Raw genomic sequence first — 21,731 nt, 5'->3', positions numbered from 1 at the left:
AAAATGAACAAAAGCGCTTTTGTTTTCCCTTTTGGGAGTATGTAAATAAAAGTATAAAAATAGGCTAATGAAAGAAGAAGCAAACCTTATTATTTATTCACAAAAATCTCTTATACAGCAAATTAACTTAATTTAAGACAAATTTCATTACAACAGTAAAGTATAATTTTTCATGAAATCATTTGATGTTATTTAACTATAATATAAATTACGTCTAAGAACCAATATTTAGAAGGTTTTTGAGTTATTAACAACTAGAAAGGTATAGGGTTATTTTTTCTACTCTAAGGAACGTCAATTTTCATTCAACCCCATCTAATTCCAGTTCTAATTTTTGAATCAAATTAGCAGCTTCCTTCATTTTCTTGTCTATGATTTTGGCATATATTTCTGTGGTTCTAATTTCTTTGTGTCCCAGACGCTTAGAAACTGTATAGATATCTGCTCCATTTTCCAAAAGCAAGACTGCATTTGTATGCCTTGCTGAATGAAATGTAATATGCTTAGTTATACCTGCAAACATGCACCATCGTAATAATTGAAGATTCATATGAGCACTATAACGAAGTCCTTTAAATACGCGTGCTTTAGAATCTTGTCTTTTCCCCAGGAGTTCTCTAGCCTGCTCAGATATATACAAGTATTCAACCCCATCTGTTTTCTTCTGCTGAAATACAATACGGTAAATATCATTTCCTGAATTATCTGCCCCCTCTTCGCGTACCTCAGACCATTTTAGTTTATTAACATCAGACCACCGAATCCCAGTTAAAGCCGAAAAGAGAAAGGCACGCTTTAGCAAAGGAATAGAACACCGTGTTTCAGCTAATTTTTGGAGTTCATCAGAAGTAAGGTATTCTCTGGTAGACTCACCCATTGTAAATCCTTTAACTTTTTTGATTAGGTTTTCTTTTAAATAACCTTCATCAAACGCAGCATTTAAACAAGCTTTGAATTTATTAAAGTAAGTATGCTTAGTATTTTGCGATAATCTTTTTTTACTTTTAGTAACAGCAACCGTATCGAGATATTTCCTAAACCCTTTAATAAAGTCTACGTCAATATCATTAAAAGTAATATGTTCTGGACAATATTTCTCTAAGTGTTTTTGGGCAGCATCCCAATTATCATAATTACCTTTGGTTTCATAACGTTCTTCCTTCTTCAATTCATAAAAATCCAATAATGTTGTTTTACCCTTATGGGTATTTTGGATTTTATACTTTCCCTGTAATACTTCCGCTTTTCTAATTACAAAAATTTGTTCAGCTAATTCTAACTGTTCTTTGTTTTTCTTTCTTTCAAAACTAGTTTGAGGATCATCAGTTAGGTATAGGTTTAAATACTCAAATTCCCTAATATGTTTAATTTTTCCTTCTTGAGTAGTTTTAAAACCTTTGTAATATTCAATGTATAAACTTAGCTTCCCACTTTTTAGTTTTTTCTTTCTTAGATGTAATTTCATAATTCGCATTTTTTTACACCTCGGGTGTAAAAATCAATTTTGAGGTGTAAATGAGGTACAAAAAAGTACTAAAAATGAGATATAAAAAGAAATTATAAATCAAAAAGTTTTCAACAACAATTTGATTTACAGTTAATTAAAACCAATTGACATCAAATAAAATTACTGTCTATTTGCCAATACAAAAATTAGCAAAAATGTTCCCTAGTAAATCATCATTGGTAATCTCACCTGTAATTTCACCAAAATAGTAAAGTGCTTGTCTAATATCAATAGCTAATAAATCGCCGGACAAGCCTATTTCTAATCCTTCTTTTACTTTTTGAATATCTTCAAAGGCCTTTAATAAAGAATCATAATGCCTTGAATTTGTTACAATAGTATCATTATTTCTTAAGGCTCCAGTGTTTACATAACTTAGTAGTTTATCTTTTAAGCTATCCACACCAATATTCGCTTTGGCCGACAGCATAATAAACTGTGCGCTTTCTAAATCCCTAAAAACCTCTATTAATGCTGCTTTATCTGCCTCAGAAATTTTATCAATTTTATTTGCTACAACCACTAGTGGCTTTTGAGGGTATCTATTTTTTATTTTTTCGATCTCAACACCAATATTGGATGCTTTAACATTGTTTCCAGAAATAGCATCGGCTTCGAATAAGTAGACCACTACTTGAGACTGTTCAATTTTTTCAAAAGTTTTCTTGATGCCTATACTTTCAACAACATCTTTTGTATCTCGAATTCCTGCCGTATCAATAAATCGAAAACCAATCCCTCCAATGCTAATTTCATCTTCAATCGTATCTCTTGTGGTACCTGCAATATCAGACACAATAGCACGATCCTCATTTAAAAGGGCATTTAATAATGTCGATTTTCCAACATTGGGCTCACCTACAATAGCTACAGGAATACCATTTTTTATAACATTACCTACCGCAAACGAATCTATAAGTCGTTTTAAGACATGGATAATTCTGTCTATTAAATCCTTGAACTGCGTTCTATCGGCAAACTCTACATCTTCTTCAGCGAAGTCAAGCTCCAATTCTATTAGCGATGCGAAGTTTAAAAGTTCTTCTCGCAATTTTGCAATCTCTGACGAAAATCCGCCCCGCATTTGTTGCATTGCGATTTGATGACTGGCTTCATTATCACTTGATATTAAATCGGCAACCGCTTCAGCTTGGGATAAGTCAAGTTTTCCATTTAGAAAAGCCCTCATGGTAAATTCTCCCGCTGTTGCCACTCTGCACCCTTCCCTGAGGAATAACTGAATAATTTCCTGCTGTATATACGTAGAACCATGACAAGATACCTCAACTACATTTTCTCCGGTATATGAGTTCGGATTTTTAAAAACAGAAACCAAAACCTCATCAATGGTACGCTTATTATCCACAATGTGACCTAAATGTATGGTATGTGTGGCTTGTTCCAAAAGGGATTTGTTAGCTATTACAGATTTAAAACAGTTGTTAGCAATTTTTATAGCATCCTCTCCAGACAGCCGAATAACTGAAATAGCACCTGCCCCCGAGGGTGTTGCTAAAGCAACAATGGTATCTTGATTAATCATGGTATCGTGAATTTAAGAAACAAGATAAATACCTTCAGGCTTTATCTCTATTTGGCGCTGCTTATACAATGCTCCTATAGCCTTCTTAAAATTTTTCTTACTCATCTGCATGACTTCCTTAATATCTTCTGGACTAGATTTATCGTTTAAACCTAAAAATCCACTATTATCTTGAAGTTCTTTTAAAATACGTTCTGCATTGGGTTCTATATTTCTGTACCCTATCTGACCCAGTGCAATATCGAGCTTATTTCCTGGTCTTATTTTTTTAACAATACCCTTTACTTTATCGCCAACACTTAAATCTCTAAAAATATTATCCTTGTAAATAATGCCTGAATGCTTCTTATTAACAATAACGTTCATTCCAATCTCTGAAGGATGAGATACTATCAAATCTACTTCCTCAAACGGCTCTACAGTTAGCTCTTTATTATCTAAAAACCTATTGGTTTTACTTGATGCCACTAGACGTTCTGTTTTTTCATCTAAATAACAATACACCAAATACCACCCTCCTGGTTTCATTTTAAAAGCCTGCTCTTTAAAAGGACAAAACAATTCCTTTACCAAACCCCAGTCCAGAAAGGCACCATATTCTGTGACCTGATTACATCGTAACAAGGCAAAATCATTACACTTTACATAGGGTGTTTCCGTAGTTGCTACTGGACGTTCCTCGTTGTCCAGATACACAAAAACATCTAGCTTATCCCAAATCTTAAAAGACTGGGGGACATACCTATTGGGCAATAAAACCTCGTTATCTTCTTCATCAATTAAATAAATTCCGTGATTGGTTTCACGCATTATTTCTAACGTATTTATTTGCCCAAGTTTAATCATGCCGCAAAGGTAATCATATTAGTTTTTTAGATAATAAAAAAGCGTCACAATCTTGTGACGCTTTAAACCTTTAAAATTGTATTGATGCTAATAAGCAGATTCTTTACCAAAATGCTTCGTTAATAAATAATAAACAACAGCTCTATATTTATTTCTATTAGATTGCCCATATTGTTCCATAACAGACGCGATACCTGCATCTAAATCGTCGCTATCAGTAAGCCCTAGCTTTTTAATTAGAAAATTATTTTTAACGGTTGCCAACTCAGACTCATCCGAACTAGAAACAGTTGAGGAGTCAGCATTGTAAATTGAAGGTCCACAACCTATGGTAACTTTTGTTAATAAATCCATATCTGCGTTAACTCCACATTTTTCTTTTAAATCTGCTGCGTATTTAGCAATAAGATCATCTCTTTTACTCATAAATAATAACTTTTTAATGAATTGAAATTTGATTAATAGATAACTTTTTAAAGATACTATTTTTTAGACACAGCTCTAACTTAAGCGTCACAATTATTTTAAATACTCAAAATAGTCTAACAGTATGGTATCATTTATAGATTTTGGTGTAAATACCTCAAGTACTTTTGGTCTTCCTCCGTTTAAATAAAAGGATGTAAGTGCCATTTTTAATTCACCTTCATTAAAAGCAGACTGGTATTCAAGGTTGTACATTTTGCACAAATGCTCTGCTGTTAACTGATGGTTCGTTTCAAAATAGGTGTCGAAGTTCTCCGTGTTTTTATGCCCAGGTAGTATTCTAAAAATACCACCTCCTTGATTATTTATTACGATAATTCTAAATGACGTTGGAATATGATTGTTCCAAAGTGCATTACTGTCATATAAAAAACTTAAATCGCCCGTAATAAATATTGTTGGTTCGTTCCGAGCAACTGCACAACCAATGGCTGTAGAGGTACTGCCATCAATGCCACTTGTCCCTCTGTTACAATATACTTCAATATTTGATTTTAAATTAAATAATTGCGTATAGCGTATTGTTGAGCTATTTCCTGATTGTAAAATACTGTTATCTGGGATAGCATCTAAAACATGTTTAAATACTTTAAAATCTGAGAAAGGTATCTTCGTTAAATACGCTTTATGTCGATTTGCTCGATAATCATTTATGCCAGACCAATATGGTTTGTAGCTACTTTTAGTAGTTTTAGACACCTTAGGCAGAAAGGCCTTAAAAAAGGAATTTGGTGTTGTTTCTATATGTTTATTTAAGCTAAAAAAGGTATCGTTTGCCTTTTTAGGATCCACATGCCAATGATGCTTAGGCTTAAACTTTCTTAATAATTGCTTTATCTTTTTTGAAACTACAAGTCCTCCAAAGGTCAATAAAACATCTGGTTGTAGCTCTTTCTGATTTTTTTCCGTAAGCGGAGCTATGAGCTGATCTATATTGCTGAAAAAACTGTGATGATGCAAATTAGAGGTAGTCTCGGTCAACACAATAACGCTATCGTCTTCTGCTAATTTAACCAACCAATCAGGGTCTATTTCATTAGGATAATTAACCCCAACCAATATCATTTTTTTTAAAGAAGTATTCCACGTATCAACACATGCTCTTATTAATTCGGTTCCAACGTTTTGGTGGTTCTTTTTAAAGTCTATGGCCCTTGGAGATACGTTTAGGCTTTGGACTATTTCATATAGAGGCTCATCAAAAGGTACATTTATATGAACAGGTCCATTTTCTACAATGGCCGCGCTTATTGCCTTATTAATGGATTGCTCATTATAAGCTTGTATATCTTCCTTTAAACCTAAGGTGTGCTCTAGTTTATTTTGAATATTCTTAATAATAGGGGGTTCGTTTGCATATGTCATTTGCCCATCCGTCTTTAAGTCCAGTTTTAAGTTGACAGAAAGCACAACATGATTCTCAAAAACATTTTTTTGATTAATGGTTTGCCCATCACCAATACCTACTAAATATTTGGGTCTATCTGCAGATAAAACAATTAAAGGGATATCGCTATAATAGGCTTCAGATACCGCCGGGTAATAATTTAGTAGAGCGCTTCCAGACGTACATACCAACGCCGTGGGCTCTCGCAACTGTTGCGCAATTCCCAAGGCAAAAAAACCTGCACAACGTTCGTCTACAATACTATAGCATTTAAAATAAGAATCGTTAGTAAAGCCAATTGTTAGCGGTGCATTTCTGCTACCTGGAGAAATAATTATATGCTTAACGCCTTGTAATTTGCATAACTGGATAACAGTTTGTGCAAGGGGAATTTTAGGGTAAATCATTCAGAATTTATCAATAAACAAAAATAAGAAATACGATGGTTATAAAATGCTTTTCATTACCAAAGATTTTGATACAGTTTCTTGCCATTCATGCACTGGATTTGATTTATTGGTTATCCCACCGCCCACATAAATATATGCTTGGCTCTTTTTAATTTGCATGCAGCGTAAATTAACATACAATTGCGTACTACATCTATTTATAGTATATGCCCTATTTTCAATATTTCTTTTGCCAGATCTTGGCGCCACCATGGATTCAAGATTCAATTCACCTAGGAAACCTGTATAGAACTCTCGATTATAGTCCTCATTATTCAAAATAAACTGTTTCGATTTTCCTTTGGGAAGTCCACATACAGCAGGTGTTGGGTGCAAAATATCAATGACCTCTTTTAATGAAACATGTTCTTTTAACAAGGCGGTTACCATTGTTTTTAAATGTACCAGATTGCCTGCCTTAACTGTAGTCGTTGCTAATGCCTGTTTTGTTTCAGTCAAAGCATCTAAACTGTCAATAATAAAATCGGTAACTAGTTGCTGCTCTTCTTTTTCTTTTTCCTCCCATGTTACATCTAAACTGCCGTTATAAACCTGAGTCCCAGCTAAAGCCATCATTGAAAATCGTTTTCCTTCAATTTTTAATAACGTTTCTGGTGTAGCTCCCAACCAAAGTCCTACTTTTGGATGATACCAACCATATACAAATGCTGATTGATATTTACTAATAAGACGTTTAAACGTAGTAATAATATCAAATTCTTTTAACTCAATACACTCCCGTCTAGTAATAACTAATTTTTGGAAACTATTAGAATCCAAAGCGTCTAAACACTTATTAACCAAATCAATATGAATATCCTTAGAATCCCCATTTTCATCATCATAAAGCGTGTTCTTTACAGAGGTATTCTTATCCGCTTCATTATATGCATAGTTCCAATCCTGACACTTTATTGTTTCAGATTTATTATATGGTAAAAGTACCGTTGGTTTAGTGTTATCAAATGGCGAAAAAACAAAACCCTTTTCAGTAAAGTTTTCAGTAAAATAAAGTTGATCTGTATTTTGAAAAATGCCTTTTACTTCTGAATCATTGGGTTTTCTATACACAACAAACGGCAGTTTATTTTTATATTGCTCAACAACACGAGCAATAAAATCCTCTGAATTCATTTTATTTATTTAGATTTTGGAAGTGCAATAGTAGTTAGCTTGCAAATTGAAATTAAATTATCAAAATCATCAGTTACTCTAATTTCTAATAATTGCGTAGTTCTTCCTTTATGCAAATAAGATGCTTTAGCATATACATAGCCGTTTCTTACACTTTTTAAATGATTAGCTGAAATCTCAATACCTCGAACAAATATATTATCTAAATTCATTAATATTTCAGCAGCAAAACTTCCAGTAGTTTCTGCTAGAGCCACTGTAGCACCCCCATGTAATACGCCATCTGGTTGGTGTACCTTAGGCGTTACAGGCATTTTAGCAATGACGTAATCCTCTGAGAAATCTGTAATTTCAATATCTAATGTTTCCATTAAAGTGTTTTTACATACTTTACTGGCTCTAATTAAAATTTCTTCTCGTGATAATTGCATGGTTCTTTTTTCTTGTAAAAATACAAAACCATTGGGTGTGTTTAAATGAAATGATAACATTTCCATAAAAAAAATGCCGCGTGTAAAGTAACACGCGGCACAATATATTGCTTAATAAAAAAATCTATTTCTTTTCTGCCTGTTTAGCAAAGGCTCCTAAAACTTTCTTAGCATATGGCCCAGCGACAGCTGAAGCAGAACCTGGATCTGTAATATTACTAGCGACAACAGCAACTAACTGACGATTTTCAGTCCTTTCTAAATCGTAAATTACTGTTTCTAACTTATATATTTCAGATTCATAAGTTCTTTGAGAACGAGGTACGTAAGTTCCTCCATAACCATAAGGCGAGTAAAACGAACCATAGTAGCCTCCAAAACCACCATATCCACCATAGTATGCAGGGTAGTATCCGCCAGTTGTATACCCACCAGATTCCTCTGTTCTTATTTCTGTTTTTACATCTTTTAAAACCGTTAACGCAATCCCTGTAAAGCCATCACTTTTAAACTTCTTAACCAATCCATCGATATCAGCTTCTGTTAGCTTTTGATTGTGCTTAACTTTGGGGTACTTCACGTAACTTGAAGTAGCATCAATCCCCGCTGCTTGCATTTTAGAGGTTAACTCCTGTTCAAATAACTGCCTAGAAGCTAAATCATCGGTTCTTGCAATAATCAAAAACTTATCATCCATCATTTCTCTAGCGTCTGGTGCAGACCATGAGTCTGTAACTTTAATGGAAGGTCCACAACTATACACTACGGCTAGAAGAATTAAAGCAGCAAATATTTGCAATTTTTTTCTCATAATTTTTGTTTTAATGTTTTTACATATCTGTAAAATAACAGATTTCCTTATTTAAATTAATAGTACGTTCAAATATAAGCAATATTGAAATATATTTATAGTACAAGCAAAAAACAAATTTAGAAAACCCGTGCATATGGTATCCCTAAAAATAATAAACAAAGCCAATATTTAAATTAAGTTGATTTATTGAGGTTTTGGTATTACTAGTTAGCTCGCCTAAAAGGAAGTTTTCTTCTAAAGGATCTGAAATATTTATAATTTGAGAATCTCCTGTGCTCCTACCAGAAATATATGATAGCCCATAAATAAGCTGAAAATGCTTTAAATAATGGCTTAATCCTGCTGAAACATTCATCAAATCCCATTGAGAAATGGAAGGAACAAAATCGGTCGCCCTATTAAGTTTAGAATCGTCAAAACTGTTATTATCCGTATTAAAACCCAGATACAAGGTTGTTTTTGCATTCAATTCTTGAGCCAATCCAATTCCAAAATTTGTTACCGATTTAATGGCTGTTTTCGGAACACCAAAAGCACTAAATTGGTTAAACATACTTGAATTATCGAATTCTTCCTTTTCTATTAATTCATAGGTTCCTACTCCTAAATAATGGGCAATTCTAGCAGAAAGTTCTGTCTTACCAAATTGGTATGTCGCACCTAAATCTAAAGCAAAAGGAAGCTTATTTATGGTATTAATTTTTTCTTGAAATGCAACTTGCCTTATATTACTCTCATCAGTGTTATCTGAAGTAATAAACAACTCCCTATTAATATTTCCTTTCCCAATAAAATCAACATTAATTAGAGGACTGGATAAGGTTAATCCTAGCCTTAGGTTTTCTATTCTATAAGAAAGTCCCAGCTTAAATACTAAACCAGCAGACCTATAAGCAAAGTTTTCATTTAAAGAAGTATTGGCTATAGTTCTAACAAAATCATTTTCCTGATCCACTAAAATGGCGCTGGCGTTGGTGCTTTGAATATAATCAATACTTTTTGCCACTATAAAGGTAGTTAAGCCTACCCCAAAGTTTTTATTGATTTCGTAGCCTGTAGCAAGTCCTAACCAATTTTCTTTCAGTCTGGTATTATAGTTGTAGTTTGCCAAATAGGTCTCCTCTCCAGGATTACTACTAATAACATCCAATTGAGTTTCATTATATGCCCCTAAACCATAATCGGAAAAGGCTTGCGTGATAATTCCAAATGAAAGCGTCCATTTGCTTTCTTCATTGTTTTTTATAACACCGTAAGAACTAGATGGCACAATACCTACAGCCGATTGTTCCAAATCTATATGATCTCCTGCTCCATTTTCGATAAGTAGGCTATTAAAAAAGAAAGACTGCATGTTTAAAGACACGCTATTATTTTTAACAAAAGGTAATAACCCTGGATTATAATAAGCTGCCGCTTGATTTTTTGCATTTGCAACAGCAGCACCACCGGTAAGGGAAGCAATAGCGCCCTGATGAAAATTCCAATAATTATTTTCTTGAGCCGCAATCAGGCCTCCAACGAAAAACACAATTAACAAAAACCTAATCCTTAATCTCATACTAACTTATTCTTAGCTCATTAAATAGCAAAAAACTAAAAAAACAGCGTAAAGCCAAAAGATAACATGGAACGATAAAAATCATTCCCTTCTAGCCTAGGTTTATAGCTCCCTTTAATAATGAACTGTCTTGAAAATTTATAACCAACCAAAGCACTAAAAAACAAGTTGCTTTTGGATGTTTTAGGGGTATACCTATAGTCTGGGGATCCGAAAATCCAGAATTTATCATTTTCGAATCCAAAGAACGATTCAACTCTAACATAATTATTCGCTAATGACTTCTCTGGTAACGTCGCAAAATGATATCTATAGCGTAAAATTCCAGAAATTAACCAATCTGGATTAAATACACTCCACTGCGCTCCTACTTGTGGCTCAAAAGCCCAATTATCAGAACCACTAAAATATTCTTCCCTGCCTGTAGGTATAGTAAGTTTGGCTATTGCAATCATGCCGACGTAGCCTACATCTTTTTTGTTTTTAGGTGTAATATTTCGTTGATAGGTTATATCTAAATCGCTTGGCGAAAAGTATTGTTGAGCATCCGTAAATGTATTTACGAGACCTAACTCAATTTGAAATACCTGATCTTTACTAAGGTATGGTTGGTATATAAAGTGATGATCTAAATAACTGTTCTTGGCATCAACAGTATAATATTCTGCATTATAGTCTATCCAACCATAAGGTAATAGGATATCATTAATTTTATCTTTTTCACTTTTCTTTTCAACAATTCCGATTACCGTACTGTCATTAAGTGTTATTTCTTTGTTCTGTGCAAAAAACAATTGATTCGTGAACAAAAAGCATAAGAGAAAAATTAACTTCCAAAAAGCTAAATTTAATTTCATTAGAGCTATTTAGGTTAAACTGCTTCCAATTTTTTTAAATTATTCAAAAAATACTGTCAATTCAAATATAATCTTTAAAGTTGAAAAGCACTTAATGTTTAAATTTATATATACTTCAACTCTTTTTCGAAAGCTATAAAGTGTGTAATTGTATTCTCATAATTCTTAATTGGATAGATATTCAATTCACATTTGTAAAGACTTCCATTCTTCTTATAATTTAAAATATACTCTGTAAACGGAGAGCCATCCTTTAGCCTCTTTCTTATTCTGCCTAAAGAAGCTTTACTTGTTTGTTCTCCTTGTAAAAAACTTGGCTTTTTGCCAATTGCTAATTTAATGGGATACCCCGTCATTTTTGTAAATCCCCTGTTAACCCATGCAATCTCTCTATTTGCAGAAGTTAAAACAATAGCATCAAACTCTATATCATGAAGTGTGGAGCTTATATTAAAATTCCAATTATATTTATCTTTAAAGATAGAAAGTGTTTTAATGTCCTCATTAATCCTAAAAGATTTAGACTGATTTGATAAATACATGGCGTAAATATCCCAACTTTTTAACGGCCCTTGTTTTGTTTTCATAGTTAAGTAAATTTGCGTGCTTGCAACAAAAAAGCTATCAGCAGTTTAATACTTAATCAATTAAACTCGTTGGAAAATGAAAACATCCTGACCTGCTTCAAATCGCGAAAGCACCATTGGTTATCTATTAAGGGAAGTATCTGGCTCATAATGGTATCTAACCATTAAATACAGTTGCGCGACAGCTTGTGATTTTAACACAATTCCTTCTTTTTATTAGCTCATGCTAAACCTTAATAACTTTACAAAAATATTAAGTTAAAAAAACAATACAAAATTAATAGGTCTATCTGCTATTTATTTTCATCAATTCTGGTTCTTAAAAACGCTTTGTTCTTAACAGAATTATAGGATGGGCTTAAACATATTTCACTTAAATTGTACTAAAGGCGATATAAAACTACAATACTAACGCTCTATTAGCCTTTTAATAATGTCTTTAGTAGGTAATATATTCTTTGTATGTTCTATACTAGGTCCTGCTACCCAAACTGTTTTATACGTAGCTTTGGTAGCAGCATTTTTTGTGGCATTCATGCCAATAGCAAAGCGAATCATTTTTACCCACTTCTTTAGTTTTTTGTTTTTGTTCAAAATTGATTCTAACCAAGTTTGCTTGGTCCCAATTTTTTGAACATAAGGTGTATTAATAACGGTACATGGGGTTCCAGATATACGTTCGGTAATAACAATGTCTTTAGCCCCATAATCAACACAGGCTCGCTTATACTCCTGTGTTACTTGCGCTTCTGTAGAAGCAATGAAAGGACTACCCACAGAAACACCATCCGCACCAAAGCTTAACATCCTATCGACATCCTCTTTTCTACCTACCCCTCCAGCCGAAATAATTGGGATCTCACAGTGCGTCTTCAATTCTTGTATCAAGTCTTTTGGAGACCTATCTCCTCTATGCCCACCAGCTTCATTGTTAACGGCAATAATGGCATCGGCTCCTAAATTCTCTACCTTTTTAGCAAACTTTAAATCGACCACATCGCAAAATACTTTAATCCCAACTTGATGCCCTAGCCTAATTGTCTCTTCAGGGCTTCCTAAGGAGGTTATAATAAAGTCGCACCCCTCTTCGCAAATAACTTTTAATTGGCTTTTATATTTAACATTAGACTTGTTTACAATGAGGTTAAAACCAAAAGCACCTCCCTCTGGTTTTGCCTCCTTTAACGCTATAAGAGCGGCTCTTAACTCCTCTAACGTTCTATAATTGAGTGCTGGGATACATCCCGCAATTCCACTATCCATGGCCGCTTTAACCATAGCTACATTAGACACTAAAAACATGGGAGCTTGGATAATTGGATATTGAATATTTAGCAATGCTGTAAGCTTAGTTTCCATGATTTGTAATTGAGTTTAACAAATATAGTAAATATTATGCACGCATAACACTAGAACAAGTAAGCCACGCTGAAGCTATGAGATAAAAATCTGATATTATGACTATTATCATATTTTTACTATGCACGCATAGTTATTTTTGTCTAATAAACTAAATCCTTAATTCCATGAAATCTTTTTACACCCTGCCTGTAGCGTTAGTATGCTCTTTCTTGTTAAACGGACAAACTATTCAGCTTCAAGAAACTTATATAAACTCCAATATCAGTTATTCTCAAATTGCACAAAATGACGATTTACCACCTTCGATAAAAAAAATAGAAAGCAAAATATTAACTTACGATTTTAAAAATCTTCAGGCATTGTATGATAATAATGACGACGTATACACTGTAACTTTTAGATTACCTGAAGGCAAAGCAGTAGCCAGTTATGATAAAGATGGGCGTATTGTTAAGACCGTTGAAAATTACCAAAATGTAAAACTACCAACAAGTGTTTTGAACACTATATTGAAACAATACCCAGATTGGAACATTAAAGAAGACCAATATTACTTAAGTTATACAAAAGACGCGCCATCATTAGTTCAGATCTACAAAATAAAACTTGAAAAAGACAATAAAACCATGTCTATTAAAACAAACGAAAAAGGAGATATACTCTAAGTCTTTAAGTATCTAAAAAACGATAATACCCACATTTTAAATAAGCGCCTTCTGGAAAACCAATTGGGTGGTCGGTATCGTGTTTCGTTTTTTGTATAGTCTTAAACCGTCGCTGGTTGGAGACTAAAACACTATGATTAATTTCAAAAAAGTCGGTATCCAATACTCGGGATGAGCAAGAAGCCAAAACCAACAAACCATTTGTAGCCGCAAGTTTTTGCCCTAGTTCAGCTAATTGCTTATACTTTTTCTTAGCCAGTTCAATTTCGGAGGATTGCTTTGCAAAACTTGGTGGATCGATAACAACAACATCAAATCTAACTTTGTTTATTATTAATTTTTTAAGCTCTTCAAAGGCATCACCAGCAATGGTTTTATGAGTCCCCGTATAACTATTTAGCTTTGCATTTTGAACGGCAATTTCTAGAGCTTGTTTACTAATATCTAAGCTCGTCACTTCTTTAGCGCCATTGGCAAGGGCGTGCACTGAAAATCCGCCCGCATAGGAGAACACGTCCAATACTGTTTTTCCTTGACTCCAAGCTCCTACTTGCTTTCTATTGGCTCTATGATCTAAGAAATACCCTGTTTTGTGGCCTTTAATCACATTTGCCGAAAAATTTACGCCATGCTCTATAAACTGCACAACTTCATTTTCAAGTGTTCCATAAACGACTTCGCCGTTAATTAATTGATGAAGTTTTGACTGCTCTAATTGCCTGCTTAACCTAATTACAACCGACAATGCTTTTGAAATGTTCTGTAGACTAAGAACAATATCCTCTAAATAAGGAAACCAAATTTCAGAATAAATCTTTACCACAAGTACCGAGGCATAAACATCGGCAATTAAGCCCGGGAATCCATCATTTTCTCCAAAAAGTAAACGATAACTATTGGTATTTGTTTTTAATAGAGGTGTCCTTTTATCATAGGCGTTTTCTATTTTCCTCTGAAAAAACTCAGCATTTACGTCGGCTTTTTCAAAACCATGATGTATCATTTTAATTTGAATAGGGGAATTCAAATCAAATAAGCCCAACCCAATGACTTTATTTTTCTTCTTACTAAAAACAATGGCCAGATCACCAGGTTTTCCATCATTACTTACTTTCGTGATATTATTTGAAAACACCCATGGATGTCCTTTCTGTACGAACTGTTCTCCTTTAGCATTAAGTTTGACTGCGAGACGTTTTGGTCTATCGAAATATGTTAGTTTTGAAGAGAATGACATTTACTAATTTTCTTTACCCAAATGTATTGTTTTAAACCTTATTATTTATCTTAAAGCAAAAAAAAGCCACTTATATAAAAGTGGCTTTCCTCTAATATGGTATAATCGTTTAAACTCTTTTAAAAGAGGCTTCCAACACAAATGTACTTGTTATAGCCTCATCATCTTCTATCTCTGTCTCCTCCTCATAAACTTTAATGACAAGTTCGGTATCAGTTAGTGTCAAAATTTCGACTTCGGTTTCCTCACCTGCTTCGGTAATAATAAGGGTATTACCATTTAATTCCCAAGTACCTCCTTCTAAAAATTCAAAATCCTCAATTTCTTCAGTCAATTCTGTTCCATTTAAAGAATAGGTTAGTCTCATACTAATCGTGCCTTCAGACTCAATAGAACTTGGAGACTCATTAAAGGTCACCAAACTATTATCCAAATCAAACCCTTCGCCTGTAACGCTTGAGGATATTGGTGTCCCAGATACTTCCGCTTGAATTTCTCCGGTTAAATCTAATTTAGTTACATTCCAAGTGCCAACTATATCACCCGTTATAGTGTTTCCTCCATCATCGTCGCTGGAGCAAGCTGACATAACAAGACATAAAATGGATACAAATAAGCTTATTTTTTTCATACTTTTTTTTGTGAAGATAGGTTTAAAAAAAAACGCAACCAAATTGGTTGCGTTTTTTACTTTAATTTATGCATTACCTGCAAAGTAAGTATTGTTCAATTACTTTACTTCTTCGAAATCTACGTCTTCAACATCACTTCCTTCAGACTGTGCTTGATCAGCTGCACCAGCATCTGGCCCTGGCTGTGCACCACCTGCTTGAGCTTCGGCTGCTTGTGCTTTGTAAATCTCTTCACTTGCCGCTTTCCAAATCTCATTCAAGTTATCTAAAGCTGGTTGAATTAAAGCTAAATCTTTAGTTTCAAATTGTTTTTTCAATTCTTCTAAAGCAGCTTCTATCTTCGATTTATTATCAGCTGATAATTTATCGCCAGACTCTTCTAATAATTTTTCAGTTTGAAAAATCATAGAATCCGCTTCGTTTAATTTCTGTGCTTGTTCAGCTGCAGCCTTGTCTGCTTCCGCGTTTGCTTCAGCATCTGCTTTCATTTTCTCGATTTCTTCTTCAGTTAAACCAGAAGAGGCTTCAATTCTGATATCTTGTTTCTTACCAGTCGCTTTATCTTCTGCAGACACTTTAATGATACCATTAGCATCAATATCGAATGTCACTTCAATTTGAGGCGTACCACGTCTTGCTGGTGGAATACCATCTAAATGGAAACGTCCAATTGTTTTATTATCTGCTGCCATTGCACGTTCACCTTGTAATACGTGAATTTCTACTGAAGGCTGATTATCGGCTGCTGTAGAGAACACTTGCGATTTCTTGGTAGGAATGGTTGTATTGGCTTCGATTAACTTGGTAAATACATTACCCATCGTTTCAATACCAAGAGATAACGGCGTTACGTCCAATAAAAGAACGTCTTTTACATCTCCTGTTAATACACCTCCCTGGATTCCAGCTCCTAACGATACTACTTCGTCTGGGTTTACGCCTTTACTTGGCGCTTTTCCGAAAAATTTCTCAACTGCTGTTTGTACCGCAGGAATACGTGTAGAACCACCTACTAAAATAACTTCGTCTATATCACTCTTACTTAATCCAGCCGCTTTTAAAGCAGACTCACATGGCTCAATCGTACGCTTTACTAAATCGTCGATCAATTGCTCAAATTTAGAGCGTGTTAAAGTGCGCACCAAGTGTTTAGGTCCGCTCGCTGTTGCAGTAATATAAGGTAAGTTAATTTCTGTTTGCGCAGAAGATGATAACTCAATCTTTGCTTTTTCAGCTGCTTCCTTTAAACGCTGTAAAGACATAGGGTCTTCTCTTAAGTCCATAGACTCTTCAGCCTTAAACTCTTCAGCTAACCAGTTAATAATTTTTTCATCTACATCATCACCACCTAAGTGCGTATCTCCATCTGTAGACAATACTTCAAATACACCGTCTCCTAATTCAAGGATCGATACATCATGGGTACCACCACCAAAATCGAATACTACTATTTTTTGGTCAGACCCTTTTTTATCTAAACCATAAGCTAATGCTGCGGCGGTAGGCTCATTAATAATACGCTCTACTTTTAAGCCTGCAATTTCACCTGCTTCTTTAGTTGCTTGACGTTGGCTATCGTTAAAGTAAGCTGGTACAGTAATTACCGCTCTACTTACATCGACTCCTAAATAATCTTCAGCAGTCTTCTTCATTTTTTGAAGAATCATTGCAGATAATTCTTGTGGTGTATATAAACGTCCATCAATATCTACTCTAGGTGTATCATTATCACCTTTCACAACATTATATGGTACACGATCTGCTTCTTTTTGAGACTCACTATATTTATTACCCATAAAACGTTTAATAGAATAAACTGTTTTTGTTGGGTTTGTCACCGCCTGACGCTTTGCTGGATCACCAACTTTAATTTCTCCGCCTTCAACAAAGGCAATTACAGAAGGTGTTGTTCTTTTCCCCTCTGCATTAGGAATAACTACAGGCTCATTACCTTCCATTACAGAAACGCAAGAGTTGGTTGTTCCTAAATCAATTCCAATAATTTTACTCATAACTGTTTATTTATATTGTTGAATATTCTTTTTTAAATTCTAGTTGTATAAGTCAATCATTATGCCAACCCCAAAAGTATGACACAGTGTCATATTCAGTAAGTAACAATTTTTTATTATTCTAATGGCGCATCCCTATCGGGTCAGGCTATACGCTACAAGTCCGCGCTCATACTTCGCTGTGGGCTTTTCACTACTATCCTTTGCGCAACCAAGAAGGCTCTATTAAGCAATGGTAATAACTGACAAACTTTACCTAAACGCCATTTGTAAGCCAAAAAACAATATTTATATTTGTTTAACTATAACGTTTTCGTAAACTATGGAAAGTATCTCTGTTTTTGACATGCTTAAAATTGGAATTGGTCCCTCAAGTTCGCACACATTAGGCCCTTGGCGCGCGGCTCAACGCTGGATTCAAGAACTAAAAACAGATCAATCTTTTGACGCCGTCAATACCATAACCATACAACTCTATGGCTCACTATCGCTTACTGGTAAAGGTCATGCCACAGATAAAGCTATTGTATTGGGTTTATTAGGCACAGATCCTGAAACCCTATCAACCAGTAGCATTCCCAAACTAATTAATGAAGTTAAAACCACAAAAACGTTACTTTTAAATGGCGAAAAACCACTTCCTTTTAATTACGGCTTAGATATCGTATTCAATAAAACGTTTTTACCTTTTCATGCCAACGGACTTAGTTTTCAGGCTCATTTAAAAAAAGAAATCAAAACTTCAACCTTCTACTCCATTGGGGGCGGTTTTGTAGTAAAAAAAGAACTTAAAAACTCAAAAAGAAACTATGAAATTAAATGCCTTTTTCCGTACCCAATTGAAAAAGGAATTGACCTTTTAAACTACTGTCAGTTATATGATAAATCGGTTTCACAAATTGTTTTAGAAAATGAAAAATCTATAAGAAATGAAAGTTCTATAGATTATGAACTAAAACGAATTTGGAACGTCATGCTTGAGAGCATGTATCTTGGTTGCCATACCGAAGGCGAATTACCTGGTGGTTTAAAGGTTCGCCGTAGAGCTTTTGACACACATAAAAAGCTTATTGAAAATGCAGAATATTCTACCCCGATTGAATGGATTGCAGCCATAAGAAATACTGAGGTTAAATTTCGCCAAATCATAAAATGGGTTAGCTGTTTTGCCCTTGCTGTAAACGAGGTTAACGCCGATTTAGGTCGCGTTGTTACGGCACCAACAAATGGTAGTGCTGGCGTTATTCCAGCAGTACTCATGTATTATTTAGTCATAGAAAACCATGATGGTAATTTTGAGGATGTTAAAAGATTTCTGCTAGTAGCAGGCGAAATAGGAAGTATTTTTAAAAAGGGTGCAACTATTAGTGCAGCCATGGGTGGTTGTCAAGCAGAAATCGGTGTATCATCGGCCATGGCTGCAGGCGCCTTATGTGAACTTCTTGGTGGAAGCCCTGAACAAGTTTTAATAGCTTCAGAGATTGCTATGGAGCATCATCTTGGCTTAACCTGCGACCCCATTGGAGGATTAGTTCAAGTACCATGTATTGAACGTAACGCAATGGGAGCCATTAAAGCAATTAACGCAGCAGAACTAGCTTTAGATACAGATGCCCATCATGTTAAAGTACCGTTAGACAAGGTAGTGACCACAATGTGGGAAACCGCTAAGGATATGAACTCTAAGTATAAAGAAACCAGTAAAGGTGGCTTAGCTGTAGGAGTTCATTTAACGGATTGTTAATCTATTATTCCTACCAAATACAGCATCCGTAAAGCTGTTTTCTGCAATGTTGGGTGAATTTCTTGATTTTGTACTAATTTTCAGCTATCTTTAAAAACAATCATATTGAAGATTCGCTCCCCTTATTTATGTCACATGGTCTTTATATTACCTCTTGTTTTATAGTGGCATAACTAATCAAAAAACCAGAAAATATGAAAACAGTTGGAATTATTGGGGGCTCAGGATTTATAGGAAGTCATACTACATTAAAATTTTTAGAAGAAGGTTATAAGGTAAAAGTTTCGGCAACAGATATTTCTAAAACCGAAAAATACAACCACCTAAAAGCGTTGCCCAATGCTGAGAATCTTGAAATTCTTCCTTTAAAAGTTGAAAACAAAAGCCAATTAAGGGAATTCGTAAAAGGCTGTGACATCGTGGTACATGGTGGTACCCCGTTTCAGTTAGATGTGCAAGACCCTAAATTGGAGCTATTTGATCCTACTATTAAGGGTACCGAAAACTTTCTTGAAATCGTTAACGAAACCCCAAGCATTGAAAAAGTCGTTTTCGTAGCGTCTGTTGCGGCATATAACACCAATTTCCCAATGCTTCCAGACGGAAAAAACTTAGATGACACCATTGACGAGAACGACACGCCTTTTATGAGTGAAGAAAGCCACCCTTATGCTCAGGCTAAGTTTATTGCTAACCAAACCGTAGAAAAATTTATAAAGGAACATCCAAATACTAATTTTGAGATAACAAGTGTTTCTCCTGTAGCAGTTATGGGAAAATCATTATCAAGCAGAGAGGATTCTACATCTTCAGGTTTACAGTTTTTATTTAAAAATAAGATTGCACCAAATCCGTTTGTGCAAATGCTATTCGACACAGATGCTGAATTTGCAGTTGTTGACGTGAAGGATGTCGCCAATGGTATTTATAGTGCAAGTAATAAAAAAGGCTTAAACGGTAAAAATTACTTACTAAGTGCTGAAAGCTGGAAGGTTTCAGATATATCTGCCATGCTGAACGGAGAAAAACCAAGTGGGCAAACTAGAATAGTTTATAAAAACGATGAAGCACAAAAGGATTTAGAAATTGAATTTAGTCCTGCAATTGTTCCTTTAACTGAGTTTAACAGCTAAACCACGAGATTAAAGCTATTGTCAAACAAACCTACTCCCAGAAAAACCAATAAAAATGAAAAAAAAGGACCATTCTTCAAGAAGGAATTTCTTAAAACTAAGCTCATTAGCTGGATTAGGATTATCCACTACAATTTTTTCTTCTTACAAATCAGAACAACTCAAAGAAACCAAAAAAGAAATAGGGAAATTAAATGAGAGCAGTAAAAGATTATTAAAACTGTTCAATTTAAAATACCCATTTTTTCAAGCTGCTCCCGGTGGTGAAAAGTTAGCTATTGCTGTTGCCAATGCTGGTTGTATGGGAAGTATTCAATTAGCCTGGAAGAAACCAGAAGATGCTTACGAAATAATCAAGAGGTTAAATAATGAAACCAAAGGCAATTATTATGCAAATTATGTATTGCATCGTGGAACTAAATCACTTGATAAGGCCTTGGAAGCAGGTTGTAAAAATTTTCAATTTTCCTGGGGTACTCCAGAAAAAAGTATTGTGGATAAAATTAGAAACGCTGAAGGAACATTAGGTATTCAAGTAACAAGCCCGCTAAACACAAAAAAAGCATTAGAACATAGCCCAGATTTTTTGATATGCCAAGGTATTGAAGCAGGAGGTCATGTTCAAGGGACTTCATATGTGAAGGATATATTACATGAAATAATAGAAACAGCTGGTTCTGTACCTGTTCTTGTTTCAGGAGGAATCTCTACAGGTCATGACATTAGAAATGTAATCAATATGGGTGCCGCTGGAGCCGTAATGGGAACCCGATTAATTGCCACAATAGAAAGTGATATTTCTGATTTTTATAGGCAAAAACTTGTTGAGGCTCAAGAAAACAGCACTGTCTATACCAATTGTTTTAGTGACAAATGGAACGCGATGACCAGAGTATTAAGAAATAGCACATTCCTAAACTGGGAGGCCGCAGGTTGCCCGTTACTAGGAAATAAGCCGGGAGAAGGTGACGTAATAGGTAAAAAGGAGAATGGCAAAGACATTTATAGATATTCTACAGCGGGCCCTTTTGAAGGTGCAACAGGCAATTTAGAAGCAATGATTATGTATGCTGGGAAAGGCGTAGATAAAATAAATGATATTCCTAGTGCTGCCGAATTATTAGAAAGACTTTGTAAGGAGTTTGAGAATAGATAAAATACTAACTGTTTTTTTCTGCTACGACAACTAGCGAACTCACGATTAAAAAAGGTTAAATAGAACTATATGTAAGCAACTTGTTCAATTTTAGGGCTAAACTAACTGATATATAGCCTCCTACCCTCCATTAAAGAAAATAGTAACAGCATAAGCCTTTATTTAGTATTTTTACTTGCTAAATTAAA

At 34.6% G+C, this 21,731-nt stretch carries 19 protein-coding genes and 1 riboswitch; of the genes, 4 read left to right on the top strand and 15 right to left on the bottom strand.

From position 1 onward, the window contains the following. Positions 1-301 precede the first annotated feature (301 nt). The 12 genes from E5D58_RS05930 to E5D58_RS05875 all read right to left on the bottom strand — a co-directional run bounded on the left by E5D58_RS05930 (position 302) and on the right by E5D58_RS05875 (position 12,961). Complete coding sequence (locus tag E5D58_RS05930) at positions 302-1,465, bottom strand: tyrosine-type recombinase/integrase (protein WP_136480917.1); 1,164 nt, start codon at positions 1,463-1,465, stop codon at positions 302-304. A gap of 169 nt (positions 1,466-1,634) precedes the next feature. After that, positions 1,635-3,050 carry a tRNA uridine-5-carboxymethylaminomethyl(34) synthesis GTPase MnmE gene (mnmE, locus tag E5D58_RS05925; RefSeq protein WP_136480916.1) on the bottom strand — a complete coding sequence of 472 codons (1,416 nt, stop codon included), beginning with the start codon at positions 3,048-3,050 and terminating at the stop codon, positions 1,635-1,637. Positions 3,051-3,062: 12 nt separating this feature from the next. Next, positions 3,063-3,896, bottom strand: coding sequence for a CvfB family protein (locus tag E5D58_RS05920; RefSeq protein ID WP_136480915.1), 834 nt, complete (start codon positions 3,894-3,896; stop codon positions 3,063-3,065). 87 nt (positions 3,897-3,983) lie between these two features. Beyond that, positions 3,984-4,322, bottom strand: a complete 339-nt coding sequence (locus E5D58_RS05915; protein ID WP_136480914.1) for a DUF2853 family protein — start codon at positions 4,320-4,322, stop codon at positions 3,984-3,986. Positions 4,323-4,415: 93 nt separating this feature from the next. Beyond that, on the bottom strand, positions 4,416-6,176 hold the full coding sequence (gene menD / locus E5D58_RS05910; RefSeq protein WP_136480913.1) for a 2-succinyl-5-enolpyruvyl-6-hydroxy-3-cyclohexene-1-carboxylate synthase: 1,761 nt from the start codon (positions 6,174-6,176) through the stop codon (positions 4,416-4,418). Between the two features lie 39 nt (positions 6,177-6,215). After that, positions 6,216-7,352: a chorismate-binding protein gene (locus E5D58_RS05905; protein WP_136480912.1), complete on the bottom strand. Its 1,137-nt coding sequence runs from the start codon at positions 7,350-7,352 to the stop codon at positions 6,216-6,218. Between the two features lie 5 nt (positions 7,353-7,357). Then, positions 7,358-7,783, bottom strand: coding sequence for a PaaI family thioesterase (locus E5D58_RS05900; RefSeq protein WP_136480911.1), 426 nt, complete (start codon positions 7,781-7,783; stop codon positions 7,358-7,360). 124 nt (positions 7,784-7,907) lie between these two features. Continuing rightward, positions 7,908-8,594 carry a hypothetical protein gene (locus E5D58_RS15015; protein WP_205660300.1) on the bottom strand — a complete coding sequence of 229 codons (687 nt, stop codon included), beginning with the start codon at positions 8,592-8,594 and terminating at the stop codon, positions 7,908-7,910. Positions 8,595-8,739: 145 nt separating this feature from the next. Continuing rightward, on the bottom strand, positions 8,740-10,158 hold the full coding sequence (locus E5D58_RS05890; protein ID WP_136480910.1) for a hypothetical protein: 1,419 nt from the start codon (positions 10,156-10,158) through the stop codon (positions 8,740-8,742). Between the two features lie 35 nt (positions 10,159-10,193). Further along, a complete protein-coding gene (locus tag E5D58_RS05885; RefSeq protein ID WP_136480909.1) occupies positions 10,194-11,015 on the bottom strand; it encodes a transporter in 822 nt (273 codons plus the stop codon). Positions 11,016-11,119: 104 nt separating this feature from the next. Continuing rightward, a complete protein-coding gene (locus E5D58_RS05880) occupies positions 11,120-11,602 on the bottom strand; it encodes a PAS domain-containing protein (protein ID WP_136480908.1) in 483 nt (160 codons plus the stop codon). Positions 11,603-11,716: 114 nt separating this feature from the next. Next, a riboswitch (cobalamin riboswitch) is annotated at positions 11,717-11,853 on the bottom strand. Between the two features lie 157 nt (positions 11,854-12,010). After that, positions 12,011-12,961 (bottom strand): NAD(P)H-dependent flavin oxidoreductase, encoded by a 951-nt coding sequence (locus E5D58_RS05875; RefSeq protein ID WP_136480907.1) that lies wholly within the window; start codon positions 12,959-12,961, stop codon positions 12,011-12,013. A 167-nt stretch (positions 12,962-13,128) separates the two neighbouring features. Here E5D58_RS05875 and E5D58_RS05870 point away from each other — a divergent pair, with 167 nt between their 5' ends. Beyond that, positions 13,129-13,629, top strand: coding sequence for a hypothetical protein (locus E5D58_RS05870; protein WP_136480906.1), 501 nt, complete (start codon positions 13,129-13,131; stop codon positions 13,627-13,629). 4 nt (positions 13,630-13,633) lie between these two features. On the opposite strand, the gene E5D58_RS05865 is transcribed toward E5D58_RS05870, so the two are convergent. The 3 genes from E5D58_RS05865 to dnaK all read right to left on the bottom strand — a co-directional run bounded on the left by E5D58_RS05865 (position 13,634) and on the right by dnaK (position 17,510). Further along, positions 13,634-14,866 carry a class I SAM-dependent rRNA methyltransferase gene (locus E5D58_RS05865; RefSeq protein ID WP_136480905.1) on the bottom strand — a complete coding sequence of 411 codons (1,233 nt, stop codon included), beginning with the start codon at positions 14,864-14,866 and terminating at the stop codon, positions 13,634-13,636. A 109-nt stretch (positions 14,867-14,975) separates the two neighbouring features. Next, on the bottom strand, positions 14,976-15,497 hold the full coding sequence (locus E5D58_RS05860; RefSeq protein WP_136480904.1) for a lipocalin family protein: 522 nt from the start codon (positions 15,495-15,497) through the stop codon (positions 14,976-14,978). 99 nt (positions 15,498-15,596) lie between these two features. Then, complete coding sequence (gene dnaK / locus E5D58_RS05855) at positions 15,597-17,510, bottom strand: molecular chaperone DnaK (protein WP_136480903.1); 1,914 nt, start codon at positions 17,508-17,510, stop codon at positions 15,597-15,599. Between the two features lie 322 nt (positions 17,511-17,832). Between dnaK and E5D58_RS05850 the strand changes: the two genes are divergently transcribed. The 3 genes from E5D58_RS05850 to E5D58_RS05840 all read left to right on the top strand — a co-directional run bounded on the left by E5D58_RS05850 (position 17,833) and on the right by E5D58_RS05840 (position 21,543). After that, complete coding sequence (locus E5D58_RS05850) at positions 17,833-19,254, top strand: L-serine ammonia-lyase (RefSeq protein ID WP_136480902.1); 1,422 nt, start codon at positions 17,833-17,835, stop codon at positions 19,252-19,254. Between the two features lie 194 nt (positions 19,255-19,448). Next, entirely contained in the window at positions 19,449-20,387 is a 939-nt protein-coding gene (locus E5D58_RS05845; protein ID WP_136480901.1) for an NAD-dependent epimerase/dehydratase family protein, read from the top strand. A gap of 55 nt (positions 20,388-20,442) precedes the next feature. Then, entirely contained in the window at positions 20,443-21,543 is a 1,101-nt protein-coding gene (locus E5D58_RS05840; RefSeq protein ID WP_136480900.1) for an NAD(P)H-dependent flavin oxidoreductase, read from the top strand. The last annotated feature ends 188 nt before the right edge of the window (positions 21,544-21,731 follow it).

This window comes from Cognatitamlana onchidii, from assembly GCF_004804355.1.
GTDB classification, from domain to species: Bacteria; Bacteroidota; Bacteroidia; order Flavobacteriales; family Flavobacteriaceae; genus Cognatitamlana; species Cognatitamlana onchidii.
The sequence above is the reverse complement of the archived record's forward strand: the minus strand, read 5'-3'. Positions and strand labels throughout refer to the sequence as shown.